The organism is Peribacillus sp. NPDC097225 (genome assembly GCF_044761955.1).
Taxonomy (GTDB): domain Bacteria; phylum Bacillota; class Bacilli; order Bacillales; family DSM-1321; genus Peribacillus.
This window is the reverse complement of record NZ_JBIWDJ010000002.1, coordinates 810429-828220: the sequence shown is the minus strand read 5'-3', so window position 1 is coordinate 828220 and position 17792 is coordinate 810429. Positions and strand designations below refer to the sequence as shown.

The window sequence follows — 17792 nt, the reverse complement described above, 5'->3', positions numbered from 1 at the left end:
AACCAGATACATGTTTATGGTAAAAAATGTAATAATAGGTTGACAAACAGCTTTTTTTATTTGTAAAATTTAAACAATTAATACTCTTCCAGGAGTGAGATGAATATGACTATACATGGTATCGATTCAATTGTAGTTGCTACAAAAAAAGGGGCTGTATCGCTTTATTTAAAGTGATGCAGCCCCTTTACTATGTTAAAGGGGTGTAGGGCATGATTCTTACTGGTGAGGATTTAACGGTAAATCTATCAAAAAAGGTCATATTTGAGAAGGAAAAGGTCACCCTCTCCCAAAATGCTCTGGAAAATGTTTTGAATAGCAGGAAAGCAGTCGAAAAAATTGTCTTGGATAAACGCATAATATACGGGATTACGACTGGGTTTGGGAAATTCAGTGATGTATTTATCGATACCGAAGATGTAAAACAACTACAATATAACCTCATCCAATCTCATGCCTGTGGAGTAGGAAGCCCATTTCCCGAAAGTGTTTCCAGAGCTATGCTACTACTTCGGGCAAATGCTCTGGCTAAAGGCTTTTCAGGCGTGAGACTTGAAGTCATCTCTACTTTATTGGCCCTTTTACATGCAGAGATACATCCGGTTATCCCACAGCAGGGATCTCTTGGTGCAAGTGGGGATTTAGCTCCACTTTCACATTTAGCGCTTGCATTAGTGGGGGAGGGAGAGGTCTTTTATAAAGGAGAGATTGTGAATGCTTCCGTGGCCATGAAACTGGAAAGCATTTCACCAATCGAGTTGGAAGCCAAAGAAGGGCTCGCACTAATCAATGGTACGCAGGCCATGACGGCGATGGGGGTGGTGGCCTTTCTGGAAGCGGAAAAAATCGGATGGTTGTCTGAAGCGATTGCCGCGATGACTGTCGAAGCATTAAATGGGATTATAGACACGTTTGATGAAAGGATTCACCTTGCAAGAGGATACCCGGAACAGATCGCTGTTGCCAAGAGAATGAGGAAGTGGCTCGAAGGAAGCAGGCTTACTTCCAGGCAAGGGGAAGTTCGGGTGCAAGATGCATACTCGCTCCGGTGCATCCCCCAGGTCCTAGGGGCCTCCTGGCAGGTATTCGGATATGTAAAAGAAAAATTGCAAATTGAAATGAATGCAGCCACCGATAATCCGCTGATTTTTGATGAAGGTGACCATGTAATATCCGGGGGGAACTTTCATGGACAGCCGATTGCCTTTGCCATGGATTTCTTAAAGTTAGGGGTTGCGGAAGTTGCAAGCATATCGGAAAGAAGGATTGAGCGGCTCGTTAATCCCCAATTGAATGATCTCCCTCCCTTTTTAAGTGCCAGACCTGGACTGGAGTCAGGTGCGATGATCATGCAATATTGTGCAGCATCACTCGTCTCTGAAAACAAGACGCTAGCTCATCCTGCGAGTGTCGATTCCATTCCCTCATCAGCTAATCAAGAGGACCATGTGAGCATGGGGACCATCGCTGCTAGACATGCTTATGCAATAATCCAGAATACATGGAGGGTCTTGGCGATTGAATGCATTACGGCGATGCAAGGCGTTGAATATAGGGGTACAGAATATATGAGTCCGAAGACTTTTCAATTTTATGAAAAGGCCAGGGAAATTGTACCGACCATTAAGTCTGACCGAATGTTTTCCACTGATATTGAAGCCTGTACCACGTGGTTGAAAACGTATGACTTTACGGAATGGATGCATGACTTTTAGATAAGGGGTGAAAAACATGGGAGCTAAGGAACAAAGGGAAATTGTGAACTACAAAGGCTCTACTCTTCATGCGAAGGGATGGATTCAAGAAGCGGCGATAAGGATGCTGATGAACAATCTTGACCCTCAAGTAGCTGAAAATCCAGAAGAACTGGTTGTATACGGAGGGATAGGCAAAGCAGCTCGAAATTGGGAAAGCTATGACAAAATCATGAAAACGCTACATGAATTGGAGACGGATGAAACCTTATTGGTTCAATCAGGGAAACCTGTGGCCGTTTTCAGAACACACCCGGATGCGCCTCGAGTTTTGTTAGCTAATTCCAACCTCGTGCCGGCCTGGGCCAATTGGGATCACTTTCATGAACTCGATAAAAAAGGATTGATGATGTATGGACAAATGACTGCTGGCAGCTGGATTTATATTGGTAGCCAAGGAATCATTCAGGGGACGTATGAAACATTCTCGGAGCTTGCCAGGCAACATTTCCAAGGGTCATTAAAACATACCATCACCTTGACTTCCGGCCTTGGTGGAATGGGAGGAGCGCAGCCGTTAGCGGTTACCATGAATCAGGGGGTCTGTCTCGCCATTGAAGTGGATGAAACCAAAATCGACCGGAGAATAAAAAATGGTTACCTCGATCGTAAAACATCCGATATGGATGAGGCGATTGCCATTGTGAAAAAAGCAAGGCAGGCGGGTGAACCTTTATCCATCGGTCTGCTTGGAAATGCAGCAGATATTTTGCCACTTCTGATTGAACGTGGATTCATCCCTGACGTATTGACGGACCAAACATCCGCCCATGACCCGTTACATGGCTATATCCCTTCAGGAATGACGGTAGCACAAGCCAGACGTTTTCGACAAGATAATCCGAAGGCATATGTTGTTGCCTCTAAACAAACGATAGCCAGCCATGTTAGATCCATGTTGAGTATGCAGGAAAAGGGGGCCATCACCTTTGATTATGGAAACAACATTCGTCAGATGGCAAAAGATGAAGGCGTGGATCAGGCATTTAGTTTTCCAGGCTTTGTTCCGGCTTATATTCGTCCGCTTTTTTGCGAAGGGAAGGGCCCATTCAGGTGGGCTGCCTTATCGGGAGATCCCGAGGATATTTATAAAATTGATGCAGTCTTGCTCGAAGAATTCAAAGAAAACCAGAATCTATGCAATTGGATAAAACTGGCGCAGGAGAAAATTCCCTTTCAAGGCCTTCCAGCCCGAATTTGTTGGCTTGGATATGGAGACAGGGCCAGGCTCGGGAAAATGATTAATGACCTGGTCAAAGCTGGGGAATTGAAAGCGCCGATTGTGATAGGAAGGGATCATTTGGATGCAGGTTCTGTTGCTTCGCCTAATCGTGAAACAGAAGCGATGATGGATGGCAGTGATGCCGTTTCCGACTGGCCAATCTTAAATGCATTAATCAATGCTGTTGGCGGGGCAAGTTGGGTCTCGGTTCATCATGGAGGCGGTGTCGGTATGGGCTATTCGATTCATGCTGGCATGGTGATAGTGGCGGACGGTACGAAGGAAGCGGAAGCAAGGCTTGAGCGGGTACTTACATCAGATCCTGGAATGGGTGTGGTGCGCCATGCTGATGCCGGTTACGAACTGGCGATTATGACAGCCAAGGAAAAGGGAATTCATATGCCGATGTTGGGAGAGAAGTAGATGAGTAGACCCATTTTCATAAAAAACGCGGCCCAATTGATCACACTCGACGGAAAGATGAAAGCCCCCAGGATTAAGGCAGAAATGTCAGACTTGCAAATCATCGAAAATGGAAGCGTCTGGCTCGAAGCCGGAATCGTTCAAGCGGTAGGCAGAACGAGTGATTTACTGGAAAAGTACACGCATCGTCTAGCTCAAGCCGAGACCCTAGATGCAACGGGCAAGTTGGTTACGCCTGGTTTGGTAGATCCACATACCCATTTAGTATTTGCCGGAAGCAGGGAAAAGGAGTTTAATCAACGCCTGGAAGGTGCCACTTACATGGATATCATGAATCATGGCGGGGGCATATATGCGACGACCGAGGCTGTGAAAAAAGCGAGTCACACCCAGTTGCTTGAAGAGAGCTTGGAACGCATGAACGGATTTCTTCTACAAGGGGTGACGACAGTCGAGGCGAAAAGTGGCTATGGCTTGGATTGGAACACGGAGAGAAAACAGCTTGAAGTGGCAAAGTTACTTCATGAACAACATCCAATTGATGTTGTTTCAACCTTTATGGGTGCCCATGCCGTCCCCCTACATTTTAAAGAAAACCCTGAAGTTTTTGTTGATTTAATCATTAATGAAATGATCCCTGCAGTTGCACAAGCTAAATTGGCGGAGTTTAACGATGTATTTTGCGAAGAAGGCGTATTCACCCCCGAACAGGCAAAGAAAATCTTGGAGGCCGGAAAGAAATTCGGACTGAAGGCTAAAATTCATGCGGATGAAATCGAGCCGTATGAAGGAGCGGAGCTTGCGGCTGAATTAGGGGCCATTTCAGCAGATCATTTGCTAGAAGCATCGATTACGGGGATGAAGAAGATGGCAAAAGCGGGGGTGGTTGGTGTTTTACTACCGGGAACAGCCTATTTCTTAATGAAAAAATTCGCCGATGCCAGAAAGATGATTGATCTGGGTGTACCGGTCGCCCTTTCCACGGATTGTAATCCGGGTTCTTCGCCGACGGTATCTCTACCTTTCATGATGAATCTTGCTTGTATGAAGATGGGGATGAGTCCTGCTGAAGCGATAACGGCCGTCACAATCAATGCAGCCCATGCCATTGATCGTGCTGAGGAAATCGGGAGCATCGAAGTCGGCAAAAAGGCGGACATCACGATTTTTGACGTAGATCACTTTGCGAAACTTCAGTATTTTTATGGAGTCAATCACACAGATACCGTCATAAAAAAAGGAAGAGTCGTTGTGAAAGGGGGAGCGCTTGTTGAGTGACGTTCATCTTCAACCGGCAACTTTTACTTGGAGGAAGGAAGCATTCCCGGCAGCCCACCCAGCAAAGGTCCACCAGTGGATTCGGACAATTGATGAGCAGAGAATGGCAGGAGATATGGATGAACCGGATTGTGTCTTTTTTGGGGCCCCACTATCCAGGTCATCCATCAGCCCATCGGGAGCATCGGAGTTCCCTGATTATTTTCGTCGTTCATGGAAAGGCTTTTCTACCTATAACATGGATTATGATGTGGATTTCTCTGGGATGCAGGTATGGGATTTAGGTGATGCACCCATGCATGGAACGGATATCAGCCTTTGTCATCAGTCGATTAGGGAGACATCCGCTGCTGTTCACGATATGTACCGGAATTCCTTGATTGGTGGAATTGGCGGTGATCATTCTACAACAGCCATGCTGGTGAAAGGAATGAAGCAAATCTATCCTGATAGTAAAATAGGTATCCTGCAATTCGATACGCATCTTGATTTGCGGGATCCTTCAGAAAACGGTCCTACTAATGGTACACCCATGCGTCAGTTGATTGAAGCGGGCATTGTCGAGGGAAAGCATATCCACAATATTGGCTTGCATGGGTTTTATAACAACAGGGATTTAATTGACTATGCAAAGAAGAAAGGAGTCAGGTATGTCCCTTTACGATTAGCCAGGAAGCAAGGTCTTGAACAGGTGATAAAAGAGGCATTAGCTCATTTAAATGATCAAGTGGATATGATTTACGTGACGATTGATATGGATGTTCTCGACATGGCGTTTGCTCCTGGTGTTCCAGCAGCGACTACTGGTGGGATGCATCCGGAGGAATTGCTGGAAGCTGTATTTCTTGCCGGAAGCCATGACAAGGTGAGGGCTTTTGATATCGTATGTTTGGACCCGCTCAGGGATACGCTGAACCAGGCAACGGTACAGATGGGTACTTCTGTTTTTCTGACGATGATATGCGGTCTACAAATCAGGGGGGAATAGCAACGCTAATCAGGACTTGTTTTCCTGAAGCCAATGAAAACAATGGGGAATTTCTAATATTGGAATTTATGAAATAACGAATTGGAAAAATCTATATATGACATACTTTATAGCTTGAAATATTAAATGTGCTATATTATAATGAAATAAAGCGGTTACATTAATCGTTTCATGCATACAATATAGAGGAAGGGGTTGTAAAAATGGGAACTATCGTTTGTCAAACTTGCAACAGCACGATTGATCATTTTGAAGATGAAAAAGTAAGTGTACTTTATACACATAATCACAACTGCCACAGCTGTGATACAGCTGCCTCTAAGGAATAGGACATACAACATTGACTGATAATAGATTTTGAGGGTGTTCCAGGAAATATAACCTGGACGCCCTTTTTCCATGAGGGAAGACCCAATTAAGGAACGATTATGATTGTAAACGACGAGTAAAAACCAGAGCGTATGTCTGATTGCTCTGGTTTTTACCGTTTCTTTAATGTTTAATGATCCGTAAGTATTTAATTTCTGGATCCTCAGGACCTTGGACGGGAAGGCCCACCTCGATATTTTTCTGGATATAGGCAATGTTGTCCTCGGTGATCAGTTCGCCCGGTATGAAAATCGGGATCCCAGGGGGATAGACCATAATAAATTCTGCACTGATCTTTCCTACGGATTCCTCGATAGGCACCACCTCGGTTTCCGCATAGAAGGCCTCTCTTGGCGATAGGGCAAGTGGCGGAGTATCGGGAAGCAGGACTTCGATTCTTCCATGATCGGCAGCCCACTCCTTAAATTCTTCCGATAAGTCTTTAAGGGCATTGATTAATATATCCACTTCCGTTATGGAATCCCCTGGGGTGATCAAACAAAGGATATTATATAAATCAGAGAGCTCCACCTCGATATTATGTTTCTCACGCAACCACTTCTCCACGTCATATCCGGTAATGTCCAATTCTTTAATAGAAATGATTAATTTTGTCGGATCATAACTAAAGGCAGCTTTACTCGCCAATATTTCTTTCCCTACACAATATAAATAAGGAATTTCATTGATTGCGTTCCTTGCATATTCAGCAAGCCTTATTGCACCATCGATCATTTCCCTTCCGTTCGTTGCTAGTTGCCTTCTGGCTGTATCAAGTGATGCAAGAAGGATATAGGATGTCGAGGTCGTTGTGAGCATGCTTAAAATTGCCTGGACCCGATTTGCGGAAACCAGTCCGTCCTTTACATTTAAAACGGAACTGCCCGTCATCGAACCTCCAAGTTTATGAACACTCGTAGCTGCCATATCGGCTCCAGCTTGCATGGCGGATAGTGGCAGTTCTTCATGAAAATGAATATGGACCCCATGTGCTTCGTCAACGAGCACCGGCATATGGTAAGTATGTGCCAACTCCACTATACTCTGCAAGTCTGCCGAAATGCCGAAGTAAGTCGGGTTGATTACCAAAAGTCCTTTGGCATCGCTGTGTTCCTTTAGTGTTTTTTCAACGGCTTCTATAGTTATTCCATGGGAGATTCCCAGGTCTTTATCGATTTCAGGATTAATGAAAATGGGAACGGCACCGGAAAATACGATGGCTGACATAACGGATTTATGTACGTTCCTCGGAACGATGATTTTATCTCCGGGTCCGCAGACCGACATGACCATCGTCATGATTGCACCGCTTGTTCCTTGTACCGAAAAGAATGTATGGTCAGCCCCGAAAGCCTCAGCTGCTAGGTCTTGAGCTTTTTTGATTATTCCTTTTGGCTGATGGAGGTCATCAAGTGGGGCAATATTGATCAAATCTATCGATAAGGCATTTTCCCCGATGAAATCACGAAAATCGGGATCCATCCCTTTCCCCTTTTTATGACCTGGAATATGGAATTGAACAGGATTCTTTTTTGAGTGCTGTAACAAAGCAGTATATAAGGGTGTTTCATTCTGTGACAAATTCTTGTAGCCCCTTTTCAATATAATATATAAAAATACTCCATTTACTGCAGTATATTATTCTGCGTGTCAGCCTCTATTAAATCGGGCTGCGAATTATGGGTAGACATAAAACAAAAGAATTATAGCATGTCTAACAATAAATGCCTAGTTATACTTTTAAACCCTAAAATAGCAAGCTAAGGCGAAAGAATCTATGAAACTAGGCAAATGAAATGTATTAGCGATTGTTGAATGAACTTCCTGATATAGGTGAGTTTATGATTTGAATAAATAAACAGTATTTGCCATAATGATTCGTGTAGAGTATTAAAGAATGGACAAGGGGGAAGATGTTCTTGAAATGGAAAACTCGCGTGACTGATTTATTGGGGATACAGTATCCAATTGTGCAAGGGGGATTGGCACACCTTGCCTATGCGGAATTGGCTGCAGCGGTTTCGAATGCTGGGGGTTTGGGACAGGTAACGGCCATGTCGTTGAATGACCCGGATCAATTGGTTCAGGAAATCCGAAAGACAAAAGCTATGACGGATAAGCCTTTTGGCGTCAATTTCGCCATTGGTCAGCATGGCAGGCCCTATGAACATATGCTTGAGGCAGCGATGAAAGAAGGAATTGCCATTGTCTCGGTAACTGGTGGCAACCCTGCTCCATTTCTAGAATTTCTTAAAGATACGCCTGTAAAGAAGCTTGTGCTAGTTGCCGCAAAGAGGCAGGCCGTTAAAGCCGAACAATTGGGTGCGGATGCTGTGATGGTGGTCGGGCAGGAAGGCGGAGGTCATTTAGGAAGGGATGATATCGGTACATCCGTATTGATACCGCAAGTGGTTGACTCCGTGCGCATTCCCGTAATCGCTTCAGGTGGATTCGGGGATGGACGTGGGTTAATGGCTGCATTGGCCCTTGGAGCCGAAGGTATCGAGATGGGTACAAGATTCATTGCTGTCGAGGAATGCGTCCATGCCCATGAATTATATAAAAATGCCTTGGTTTCCGGAACAGAAAATGATACCGTTGTCATTAAGCGTTCAATTGGTGCTCCTGCCCGCGTCATTTCTAATAGCTGGACGGATAAGATTCTTGAAATTGAAAAAGAAAACGGTGGATACGAGCAATTGAAGGATTACATAAGCGGAGAAGCAAACCAAAAGTATATTCATGATGGAATCGAGGACGAAGGCTACGCTTGGGCAGGACAGGTCATGGGGATGATCCATGATGTACCAACGACGGCCCAGCTATTCAAACGTATCATCAGTGAGGCGGAGGCCATTCGCTCAAAGTGGGCTGAGTGAGAAAGTTACCCATTCAACAGGATTTAACTAGAAGGAGTGAATAAGTATGGATTATCAATATCCTATGGATCTTGATTGGTCAACGGAAGAAATCGTCGACGTCATTAAATTTTTTGAAGCAGTAGAGAAAGCTTATGAAAGTAAAATTGAAAAAGAAGCATTCATGAATGCCTATCGCCGTTTTAAGGTGATTGTCCCCGGTAAGGCGGATGAAAAGAGGTATACGGACGAATTCGAATCGGCCAGCACGTATTCTGCCTATCATGTTATTAAGAAAGCGAAAGCTCTTGCAGATGGTGATTGGATTAAAATGAAATAAAATTTTCAATTATTAGAAAACTTTATTGACTTCCTGAAAATTATGTTTTAACATAATAAACAAGAAAAGATAAAGGCAGTGACGAAGAATAGTACCTTAATATTGTTCTGTAGAGAGCCAGTGGTTGCTGAAAACTGGTGAACAAGTTTAAGCGAATGGACTTCCGAGCCCCAAACCGAAACGGATGACGGAGTAGGCTTTGGCGATTATCTCATCGTTAATGGAGACAGGCATGTAATGTTTTTTGTGCCGTAAAGTGAGCTATTATAGCTAATTAAGGTGGTACCACGGGTTCCTCGTCCTTTGGATGAGGGGCTTTTTTGCGTTTTTTTAAAAAGGATAATTAAATCTTTGATTAAGAGTAGTAATCTTTCTTTAGCATCGTCACAGAGAGCCGGATCAGCTGAAAACCGGTACGAAGTAGGAAGATGAATGGACTTATGAGTGGTTTCTTGAAATGAAGTAGGGAAACTCGGTTGCCTCCGTTAAAGGGTGTGCAGGATTATATCCTGCTGTAAGAGGGAAAAAGAGTGATTTTTCCAACTTGAGGTGGCACCGCGGTATTCCGTCCTCTGCAAGCACAATATTTGTGTTTGTAGGGGATTTTTTTATATGTTCCATTTCTGACGATGTTATGACGAAGGATTAAAAAGATAAGCTCCACCTCCTATTCTGACGGCGGGAGAAAAAATAAACGTATAACGTAATTGACATAAAGGGAGGGATTGTTCATGAATTCTTTGAATGAGAAAAAGAAACTTCATTTTAAAATGGAAACAATAGAAGGGGATATTCACACACCAATCTCCATATTTCGCAAATTAAATGATAAGAAAAAATTCCTGCTCGAAAGCTCAAATTCACATCATGATAATGGTCGCTATTCCTATCTAGGGTCCAATCCTTATTTGGAGGTCACTTCATTAGCCAATCAAGTTCACGTCAAGGATTCTGTATCCGGGGAAGAGGAAGTGAAGGAAGCGAACATCATCGAGTTCCTGAAGGATCAACTGTTGGTTGAACTTGAGGGTATCCCGGTGAATATTCCCCCATTTAATGGGGGTGCAGTCGGGTACCTGGGGTATGATGTTATTCGTTTATTTGAAAAGATTGGTGATGTACCCCCTGATCCACTTCAGATGCCAGATGCCCATTTTCTATTCTTTAAGGAATTGTACATATTCGACCATGTCCTGCAAAAGATTCATCTTTTGACTGCCGAAGACGATGGAAAAAAAAGTTTAGCGGATATGAAGGAGAAAATCAATCAACCGAGTAAACCGTCACAAGAATTATCGTCGGAATTTTTGGAATTCGATTCGAACTTCAGTCAGGTGGAGTTCGAGAAAATGGTGCTTGAAGCGAAGGAAGCGATTGTAGCGGGTGAAGTGTTCCAAATCGTGTTATCACAAAGATTCCAGTCTGACTTTGATGGAGAGCCGTTCGATGCATATCGACGACTTCGCTTAGCCAATCCATCACCATACATGTTCTATATTGAGTTTGGAGAATACACCGTTCTGGGTTCTTCGCCGGAAAGCTTAATCAGTGTTTCAGCCGGTATGGTGCATGTGAATCCCATCGCGGGTACACGACCTAGGGGAAAAACGGTTGAGGAAGATAAGGGGTTAGAAAAAAGCTTACTGATGGACGAGAAGGAATTGGCTGAACATAGGATGCTTGTAGACTTGGGAAGAAACGATCTCGGGCGGGTTTGTGAAATTGGTTCGATTCATCTTACGGAAGAAATGGAAATTCAGAGATTTCAGCATGTGATGCATATTGCCTCCAAGATTAGCGGCAAGCTTAGGGAGGAATTTACGAGTTTAGATGCTTTAACGGTCTGTCAGCCTGCTGGGACTGTATCTGGTGCCCCAAAAATCAGGGCCATGGAATTGATCAACGGACTTGAAAACTGTAAGCGAGGCGTCTATTCAGGATCAATTGGATTTATTGGTTTCGGAGGTGACCTGGATATGGCCCTTGCCATACGGACGATGATTATCAAGGAGGGGCATGCCTACGTACAGGCCGGAGCGGGAATTGTATATGACTCGGATCCGAAAACCGAATATGAGGAAACACAGAATAAAGCTCGGGCGTTGATGGAGGTAAATAAAAAATGATTTTGTTGCTTGATAACTATGATTCATTTACTTACAACTTGTATCAATATTTAGGAGAAGTCGAGAAAGATTTGATTGTGAAAAGGAACGATGAAATCACCATTGCTGAAATTGAGGACATGAACCCAACGGCAATCATCATCTCCCCAGGTCCAGGACGACCTGAAGATGCGGGAATGAGTATGGAAATCATTCGTTCCTTTTATAAGAAGCTTCCTATCTTGGGAATCTGTCTTGGTCATCAGGCGATTGGCGCAACTTTTGGTGCGAAAGTGGTTGGAGCACAAGTAATCATGCATGGAAAGACATCGGTTATTGAGCATGATGGGACGGGGGTTTTTGTTAATCAGGAACATCAATTCCCAGTGATGCGTTACCATTCCTTGGTAGTTGAGAGGGAAAGCGTGCCTCCTGAGTTACTAGTTACGGCGAATGCGTTGGACGATGGAGAGATCATGGCATTGAAACACCGGGATTATCCGCTGTATGGTCTCCAATTTCACCCTGAATCAATTGGAACAAAGATTGGCAAAGAACTGTTACATGAATTTTATAAGATTGCGGATGCATATCAATTAGAGAAGGAACAATCCATTTTATAATTTTAAAACGAGTGGGGGAGTCAGTTGTGAAGGAGTATTTAGTGAAGTTAGCAGAGCGTCAAACATTGACGGAAGATGAGATGAGTAGAGCAGCCCAAGCGTTATTTTCTACAGATATTACAGAAAGCGAGATGGCGGCTTTTCTTATAGCATTAAAAGCAAAAGGAGAAACGGCGGGAGAAATCGCCAGTCTGGTCAGGGTCATGCGAAAAAAAGCAAGAAGTGTACATTCGACTAGTTTAAACGTGATGGATAATTGCGGGACAGGTGGAGATGGCTCACAAAGCTTCAACATCAGTACCACTTCTGCATTTGTTCTGGCCGGTGCCGGAGTAAAGGTTGCCAAACATGGAAATCGTAGCATTTCGAGTAAGACGGGAAGTGCGGATGTTTTGGAAGAGCTAGGGGTCAATTTATACCTTGAACCTGGAATGGTGAAAGAACTGCTGGAGGAAAACGGCATCACTTTCTTGTTTGCGCCGTCACTCCATCCAAACAGCGCCCGGATTATGAAAGTGAGAAAAGAATTGAAGATCCCAACTGTCTTTAATTATTTAGGTCCATTAACAAATCCAGTGCAACTCGAAACGCAACTATTGGGAATTAACCGTCGGGATATGCTTGAGCTATTTGCCGAGGTGCTCCACAAATTAGGCAGAAAACGTGCGGTTGTCATCCATGGAGCAGGTTCTATGGATGAAGCAAGTCTACAGGGAGAAAATTCTCTCGTCCTTTTGGAAGAAGGGGACATCATCCCCTTTACCCTGAATCCGGAAGAAGTGGATTTGCCCATCTACGGAAATGAGGAAATTCGTGGAGGAGACGCTAAGGAAAATGCTGATATTATGCTACGTGTCTTAAAAGGAGAGAAAGGGGCTTACCGGGATACCGTTTTGTTGAACGCAGGGCTGGGATTATTCGCCCATGGAACGGCGCCCACAATTAAAAAGGGCATTTCTCTGGCCAAAGATAGCCTAGACAGCGGTTCAGCTCTTGCGAAATTAGAAAATTTAATTGCCTATGGCAACCGTAATAAGGTGGTAATGTAAATGGAAAATATTTTAACGAAAATCATCGAAAGGAAAAAAGTGGAGGTTGCCCATTATAAAGAAGGAAGCGGCTTTCCACAGTCGGAGGCGGTCCGTTCAACAAGGCCATCGCTAGTGGAATCTTTGAAAACAGCCGCCTCCATTTCGGTTATAGCAGAAATAAAACGTGCTTCTCCGTCAAAGGGTAAGATAAACATGGATGTTGACCCCAACAATCAAGCCCTATCTTATGAAAAAGGGGGAGCTGCTGCCATATCCGTTTTGACTGACGAGTCTTTCTTTAAAGGAACGATCGATGATTTACGAAACGTGAGCCAACTTGTCAAAATCCCTAGACTCTGTAAGGACTTCATCATTGATGAAATCCAGATTGACCGGGCCTACCATGCAGGTGCGACCATTATTCTTTTAATTGTGGCAGCTCTTTCGAAAGAGCGCCTACATGAGTTGTATCAATATGCAAAAAGTAAAGGGCTCGAAGTATTAACTGAAGTCCATGATGAATCAGAGCTAAAACAGGCGGTGGACCTCGGAGCAGAATTGATTGGGATCAACAATAGAAATTTAAAAACATTCGAAGTGGACCTGGCTGTAACGGAACGGCTTGCGAAACTGCTTGATCCGAACATTCATATGATTATCAGTGAAAGTGGAATCAAAACGAAAGCAGATGTCCTGCGTGTGAAAAAAGCGGGTGCCAGGGGGATTTTAGTGGGTGAAACCTTGATGACTTCCACCAACCTTTCGGATACGATGAATGAACTTCAAGTGAACTTTTAAGAGGTAAGGAGAAAAATATGTTCGTCAAAATTTGTGGATTGAAAACATTGGAGGATGTCCAATCGGCTGTAGGGGCAGGTGCTGATTTCATCGGGTTCATTTTTGCAGAAAGCAGCCGGAAAGTCCAACCTGAGGTGGTGCGTGAAATTGGACGAAACCTTCCTGGACATGTGAAAAAAGTAGGGGTGTTTTCTAATCAGGCCGAACGGGATGTGATTAGGACGGCTGGCATCGCTGGATTGGATTATATTCAGCTGCACGGAAACGAGTCTACTAGTTTTGCCGAAAGGATGCCGCTACCTGTCATTAAGGCATTCGCCATACATTCAGAAGAGGACCTTGAAAACCTTAACGATTATCCCGCTGAGTATCTTCTGGTCGATTTGCCGAAAGGTTCCTCGGGAAAAGGAATGACATTAGATTGGGATATGCTCCAAAAAGCCAAGCTTCCACTGGACAAGGTTATTCTTGCAGGTGGCTTAAATCCGGATAATGTGGATAAAGCGATTTTGGCCGTATCCCCATTCGGGGTTGATGTCGCTAGTGGTGTGGAGATTGATGGGGTGAAGGACGCAACAAAAATAAAGGCATTTATAAGGAAGGCAAAAAATATACAGGAGAAGAGGAATGAATAGATGAGTACGTATACACAACCTGACCAAACTGGACACTTCGGGGCATATGGTGGCCGTTTTGTCCCTGAAACCTTGATGGCTGCAATCACTGAACTTGAAGAGGTCTATGAACAATCAAAAAATGATCCGGATTTCCAAAAGCAGCTATCCTATTACCTGACTCAATACGTTGGTCGGGAAACACCTCTTTATTTTGCTGAGAACCTGACGAAACTTGCAGGTGGTGCCGATATCTACCTGAAACGTGAGGATTTGAACCATACAGGTGCCCACAAAATAAATAATACGATAGGCCAGGCTTTATTGACTCAAAAAATGGGCAAGAAAAAGGTCATAGCCGAAACAGGTGCAGGACAGCATGGCGTAGCGACGGCGACAGTCTGTGCTTTATTGAAGCTCGAATGCATCATCTTCATGGGTGCAGAAGATATCAGAAGGCAGAAATTGAACGTATTCAGAATGGAATTGTTAGGGGCAAAGGTTGTTTCCGTTACACAAGGGAGCTCCACTTTGAAGGATGCAGTAAATGAAGCATTACGATACTGGGTTGCAAATGTAGAGGACACTCACTACATTATGGGTTCTGTCCTCGGTCCACATCCGTTTCCCGTCATTGTTCGCGATTATCAAAGCGTCATTGGCAATGAAACAAAGCGCCAGTATTCAGACTTGGTAAATGGGCTTCCTGATGCAGTGGTCGCTTGTATTGGGGGTGGCAGTAATGCAATGGGCATGTTTTACCCTTTCATAGAGGATGAAACGGTGAAGTTATATGGAGTGGAAGCTGCAGGTCATGGTCTCCATACACCATTACATGCTTCAAGTTTGACTAAGGGAAGGCCCGGCGTGCTTCACGGGGCATTCATGTATGTCTTGCAAAACGAAGACGGCCAAATCCAGGAGGCCCATTCGGTCTCAGCGGGGTTGGATTATCCCGGAGTAGGACCGGAACACAGTTACCTAAAGGATACGAATCGGGTCACATATACTTCCGTTACTGATCAGGAAGCCTTGGATGCCCTTGTATTGCTTTCAAGGGAAGAAGGGATTATTCCAGCTTTAGAAAGCTCTCATGCCCTTTCTTATGGGTTAAAACTGGCAAAAGAAATGGAAAAAGGGACAGGGTTGGTCATTTGCCTCTCTGGTCGTGGTGATAAGGATGTTGAACAAGTCCAATCCATTTTAGGGGGCAGCGATCATGAATAAGTTAACGAAAGTGATGCAAGATTGTGTGAACAAGGGAGAAAAGGCGTTCATCCCCTATATCATGGCAGGCGATGGAGGTTTGGATCGATTAAAAGGCCAGCTGATGTTCCTAGAAAAAAACGGGGCAACCGCTGTTGAATTGGGCATACCATTTTCTGATCCAGTTGCTGATGGGCCGGTTATTCAACAGGCCGGGATTCGTTCTTTGGAGAAGGGCACGACTTTGAAGGATATTTTGAAAAAGGTAACGGAAATCAAAAACGATGTGAATATCCCGATTATACTAATGGGGTACACCAATTCCATCATGGCATATGGTCTAAAGGAGTTTATAGAGGATTGCCTTCATGCTGGAATTGCAGGATGTATCATTCCTGATTTGCCGATTGAAGAAGAAACGGTGTTTTCATCCATCAAAACAGCGGGGATCACACTGATTCGACTTGTGACCCTCACGTCTTCAAGGGATCGAATCACGGAGATTACAGCAGGAGCTGAAGGCTTTATCTACGCAGTTACGGTAAAGGGTATCACGGGTACCCGTGATACCTTCGGGGGCGATGTCGGTGAATATCTTAAACAGGTAAAAGAACTGAGCCCTGTCCCGGTTCTTGCCGGGTTTGGCATCTCAACGCCCGAGCATGTAAGGAATGCGATTCAATCCTGTGATGGGGTCATCGTCGGAAGCAAGGTCATAGAATGCTTTGAAACGGGAAAAGAGGAGCACATCACCGAGCTCATCAGCGCAAGTAAAATATTGGTTCAAAAATAAAAGCACGGAGGTACCTATAAAGGCACCTCCGTGCTTCCATCGTTTTGTCTATATTTTGTAGATATACGTCATATTACGACATAAGCGTTTATTTTAATTGATATAGGGGTAAAAGATGTTCAAACGCATCTTGAATGATTTGGATGAATTCATCTTCTTTTAATTGAATGGCCTCTTCGCGGGGGATTTGTATTCCGCAAAGGATCTCGGCCTTCTTGACCGTTTGCAAACGGGAAAACATGGAGTGTAAATCTTCACTAGAAAGCCCTTCATGTGGAATGACTTCAGGCTTTGTGTGGTCCATTGACCAAACGTAGTCAGAAGGGATATTTTCTTTTAACCGGTTAATGTTTTTCTCAAGATGCTGTCCTATTTCTACCTTATTGGGGGCCTCATAAATGACGGCGTACCATATGAACAAATGTGTCTCCCATAAACCTATCTGAAAATGGGGCATCATTTTATAGCCCCGGCTATTTGCGGCAAAAGCAACCCATGTATCGTTAGGAGGGTTCACTTTCCGTCTGGCATGCCTTGCTACATGAGGAAACATTTCTTCACCAGTCATGATAGATAGCTGATGTGAAAAATGTTCGCCCAATGCATGAAGCTTAGGTTGTATCTTTTCTTTTAAAGCTTCCATTCGCGGTTCTAATCCATCAATTTTAAATACGTTAAAATCATCAGAAGTGAAACTTAATAATTTCATCATTTATCTCTCCTACCGTAAATATCTGCACATATTGTAGCATAAGTATAAGGTAATTTCGAAAATAGCGTTTTGTAACTTGATTTCAAATAAATTGATGGGTAAGAACACAAATTAGTTGCTATTTGTTGGTGGAAGACATATGATAAAATAAAATTAAATTCTGAAAATTAAGTTTATTGATGAAGGGAGAATGTTAATTATGAAACAAGTCATGAACCAAGCATTAAAAGCTAAAGAAGTAGAAAGACATAGAGCTGCAGTGTTAAGAATGGAAATGGACTATGAATTAGCAACCCTTTTTGAAGCGATCAGTGAAGAAAACGATCAGATGAGGTCACTATGCAAGCAAAGATTAGAGCGTATCCGTTTGGAGTTGCTAAAGCTTAAGGCTTTGTAAATGAATAGTTGTAAAGATCAATAAGGAGCATATGAATTAAATGGATAATGAAATCTATAATAGTTGAACGGACACTTATTTTTTTAGAAAATAATGTGTCCGTTTTTCATTATATACCTGAAGTGTTCCCAATAGCGGATTTGAATATTTCTATTGAGGAATAAAGGAAAGAAGTCTTGATGTGGTGGACTGTTCATTTAAGTGGATTGAATTTTAAATTTTTAAAAAGCTTAAAATATGAAGATGTTAAAAACTTGAAGTCATGGTATATTTGCATTACT

The 17792-nt window shown here is 43.5% G+C and carries 17 protein-coding genes and 2 other annotated features; of the genes, 15 read left to right on the top strand and 2 right to left on the bottom strand.

What is annotated here, in order from left to right; genetic code table 11:
- The first annotated feature begins 212 nt into the window (after nt 1-212).
- The 5 genes from hutH to ACIQXH_RS09855 all read left to right on the top strand — a co-directional run bounded on the left by hutH (nt 213) and on the right by ACIQXH_RS09855 (nt 5994).
- Nucleotides 213-1715 (top strand): histidine ammonia-lyase, encoded by a 1503-nt coding sequence (gene hutH / locus ACIQXH_RS09875; RefSeq protein WP_402956147.1) that lies wholly within the window; start codon nt 213-215, stop codon nt 1713-1715.
- Nucleotides 1716-1731: 16 nt separating this feature from the next.
- Nucleotides 1732-3399: a urocanate hydratase gene (gene hutU, locus ACIQXH_RS09870; protein WP_402868065.1), complete on the top strand. Its 1668-nt coding sequence runs from the start codon at nt 1732-1734 to the stop codon at nt 3397-3399.
- Complete coding sequence (gene hutI, locus ACIQXH_RS09865) at nt 3400-4677, top strand: imidazolonepropionase (protein ID WP_402956149.1); 1278 nt, start codon at nt 3400-3402, stop codon at nt 4675-4677.
- Nucleotides 4670-5665 carry an agmatinase family protein gene (locus ACIQXH_RS09860; protein ID WP_403123237.1) on the top strand — a complete coding sequence of 332 codons (996 nt, stop codon included), beginning with the start codon at nt 4670-4672 and terminating at the stop codon, nt 5663-5665. Before hutI ends, ACIQXH_RS09860 begins: the two co-directional genes overlap by 8 nt.
- A 203-nt stretch (nt 5666-5868) precedes the next feature.
- Entirely contained in the window at nt 5869-5994 is a 126-nt protein-coding gene (locus ACIQXH_RS09855) for a GapA-binding peptide SR1P (RefSeq protein WP_402868072.1), read from the top strand.
- Between the two features lie 163 nt (nt 5995-6157).
- On the opposite strand, the gene ACIQXH_RS09850 is transcribed toward ACIQXH_RS09855, so the two are convergent.
- Nucleotides 6158-7615 (bottom strand): aminotransferase class I/II-fold pyridoxal phosphate-dependent enzyme, encoded by a 1458-nt coding sequence (locus ACIQXH_RS09850; RefSeq protein ID WP_402956153.1) that lies wholly within the window; start codon nt 7613-7615, stop codon nt 6158-6160.
- A 338-nt stretch (nt 7616-7953) separates the two neighbouring features.
- Between ACIQXH_RS09850 and ACIQXH_RS09845 the strand changes: the two genes are divergently transcribed.
- The 9 genes from ACIQXH_RS09845 to trpA all read left to right on the top strand — a co-directional run bounded on the left by ACIQXH_RS09845 (nt 7954) and on the right by trpA (nt 16402).
- Nucleotides 7954-8913, top strand: a complete 960-nt coding sequence (locus ACIQXH_RS09845; protein ID WP_403080057.1) for an NAD(P)H-dependent flavin oxidoreductase — start codon at nt 7954-7956, stop codon at nt 8911-8913.
- A 46-nt stretch (nt 8914-8959) separates the two neighbouring features.
- Nucleotides 8960-9232 (top strand): UPF0223 family protein, encoded by a 273-nt coding sequence (locus ACIQXH_RS09840; protein WP_402868078.1) that lies wholly within the window; start codon nt 8960-8962, stop codon nt 9230-9232.
- Nucleotides 9233-9301: 69 nt separating this feature from the next.
- Nucleotides 9302-9539 (top strand) — a binding site (T-box leader).
- 35 nt (nt 9540-9574) lie between these two features.
- Nucleotides 9575-9808 (top strand) — a binding site (T-box leader).
- 155 nt (nt 9809-9963) lie between these two features.
- Nucleotides 9964-11358: an anthranilate synthase component I gene (gene trpE, locus ACIQXH_RS09835; RefSeq protein ID WP_403080056.1), complete on the top strand. Its 1395-nt coding sequence runs from the start codon at nt 9964-9966 to the stop codon at nt 11356-11358.
- Nucleotides 11355-11960, top strand: coding sequence for an anthranilate synthase component II (locus tag ACIQXH_RS09830; RefSeq protein ID WP_402868082.1), 606 nt, complete (start codon nt 11355-11357; stop codon nt 11958-11960). Before trpE ends, ACIQXH_RS09830 begins: the two co-directional genes overlap by 4 nt.
- A 26-nt stretch (nt 11961-11986) precedes the next feature.
- Nucleotides 11987-13009 carry an anthranilate phosphoribosyltransferase gene (trpD, locus tag ACIQXH_RS09825; protein ID WP_402868083.1) on the top strand — a complete coding sequence of 341 codons (1023 nt, stop codon included), beginning with the start codon at nt 11987-11989 and terminating at the stop codon, nt 13007-13009.
- Nucleotides 13010-13789: an indole-3-glycerol phosphate synthase TrpC gene (gene trpC / locus ACIQXH_RS09820; protein ID WP_402956161.1), complete on the top strand. Its 780-nt coding sequence runs from the start codon at nt 13010-13012 to the stop codon at nt 13787-13789. It begins immediately after the preceding gene.
- Between the two features lie 17 nt (nt 13790-13806).
- The gene (locus ACIQXH_RS09815) at nt 13807-14424 is read left to right on the top strand and encodes a phosphoribosylanthranilate isomerase (protein WP_402868087.1); all 618 of its coding nucleotides are present in this window, start codon (nt 13807-13809) and stop codon (nt 14422-14424) included.
- Entirely contained in the window at nt 14425-15630 is a 1206-nt protein-coding gene (trpB, locus tag ACIQXH_RS09810; protein WP_403080055.1) for a tryptophan synthase subunit beta, read from the top strand.
- Complete coding sequence (gene trpA / locus ACIQXH_RS09805) at nt 15623-16402, top strand: tryptophan synthase subunit alpha (RefSeq protein WP_403080053.1); 780 nt, start codon at nt 15623-15625, stop codon at nt 16400-16402. Before trpB ends, trpA begins: the two co-directional genes overlap by 8 nt.
- An 88-nt stretch (nt 16403-16490) precedes the next feature.
- Here trpA and ACIQXH_RS09800 read toward each other — a convergent pair whose 3' ends face one another.
- Nucleotides 16491-17111, bottom strand: coding sequence for a YktB family protein (locus ACIQXH_RS09800; RefSeq protein WP_402956495.1), 621 nt, complete (start codon nt 17109-17111; stop codon nt 16491-16493).
- 202 nt (nt 17112-17313) lie between these two features.
- Between ACIQXH_RS09800 and ACIQXH_RS09795 the strand changes: the two genes are divergently transcribed.
- Nucleotides 17314-17511 (top strand): hypothetical protein, encoded by a 198-nt coding sequence (locus ACIQXH_RS09795; RefSeq protein WP_402868093.1) that lies wholly within the window; start codon nt 17314-17316, stop codon nt 17509-17511.
- Nucleotides 17512-17792: the final 281 nt, after the last annotated feature.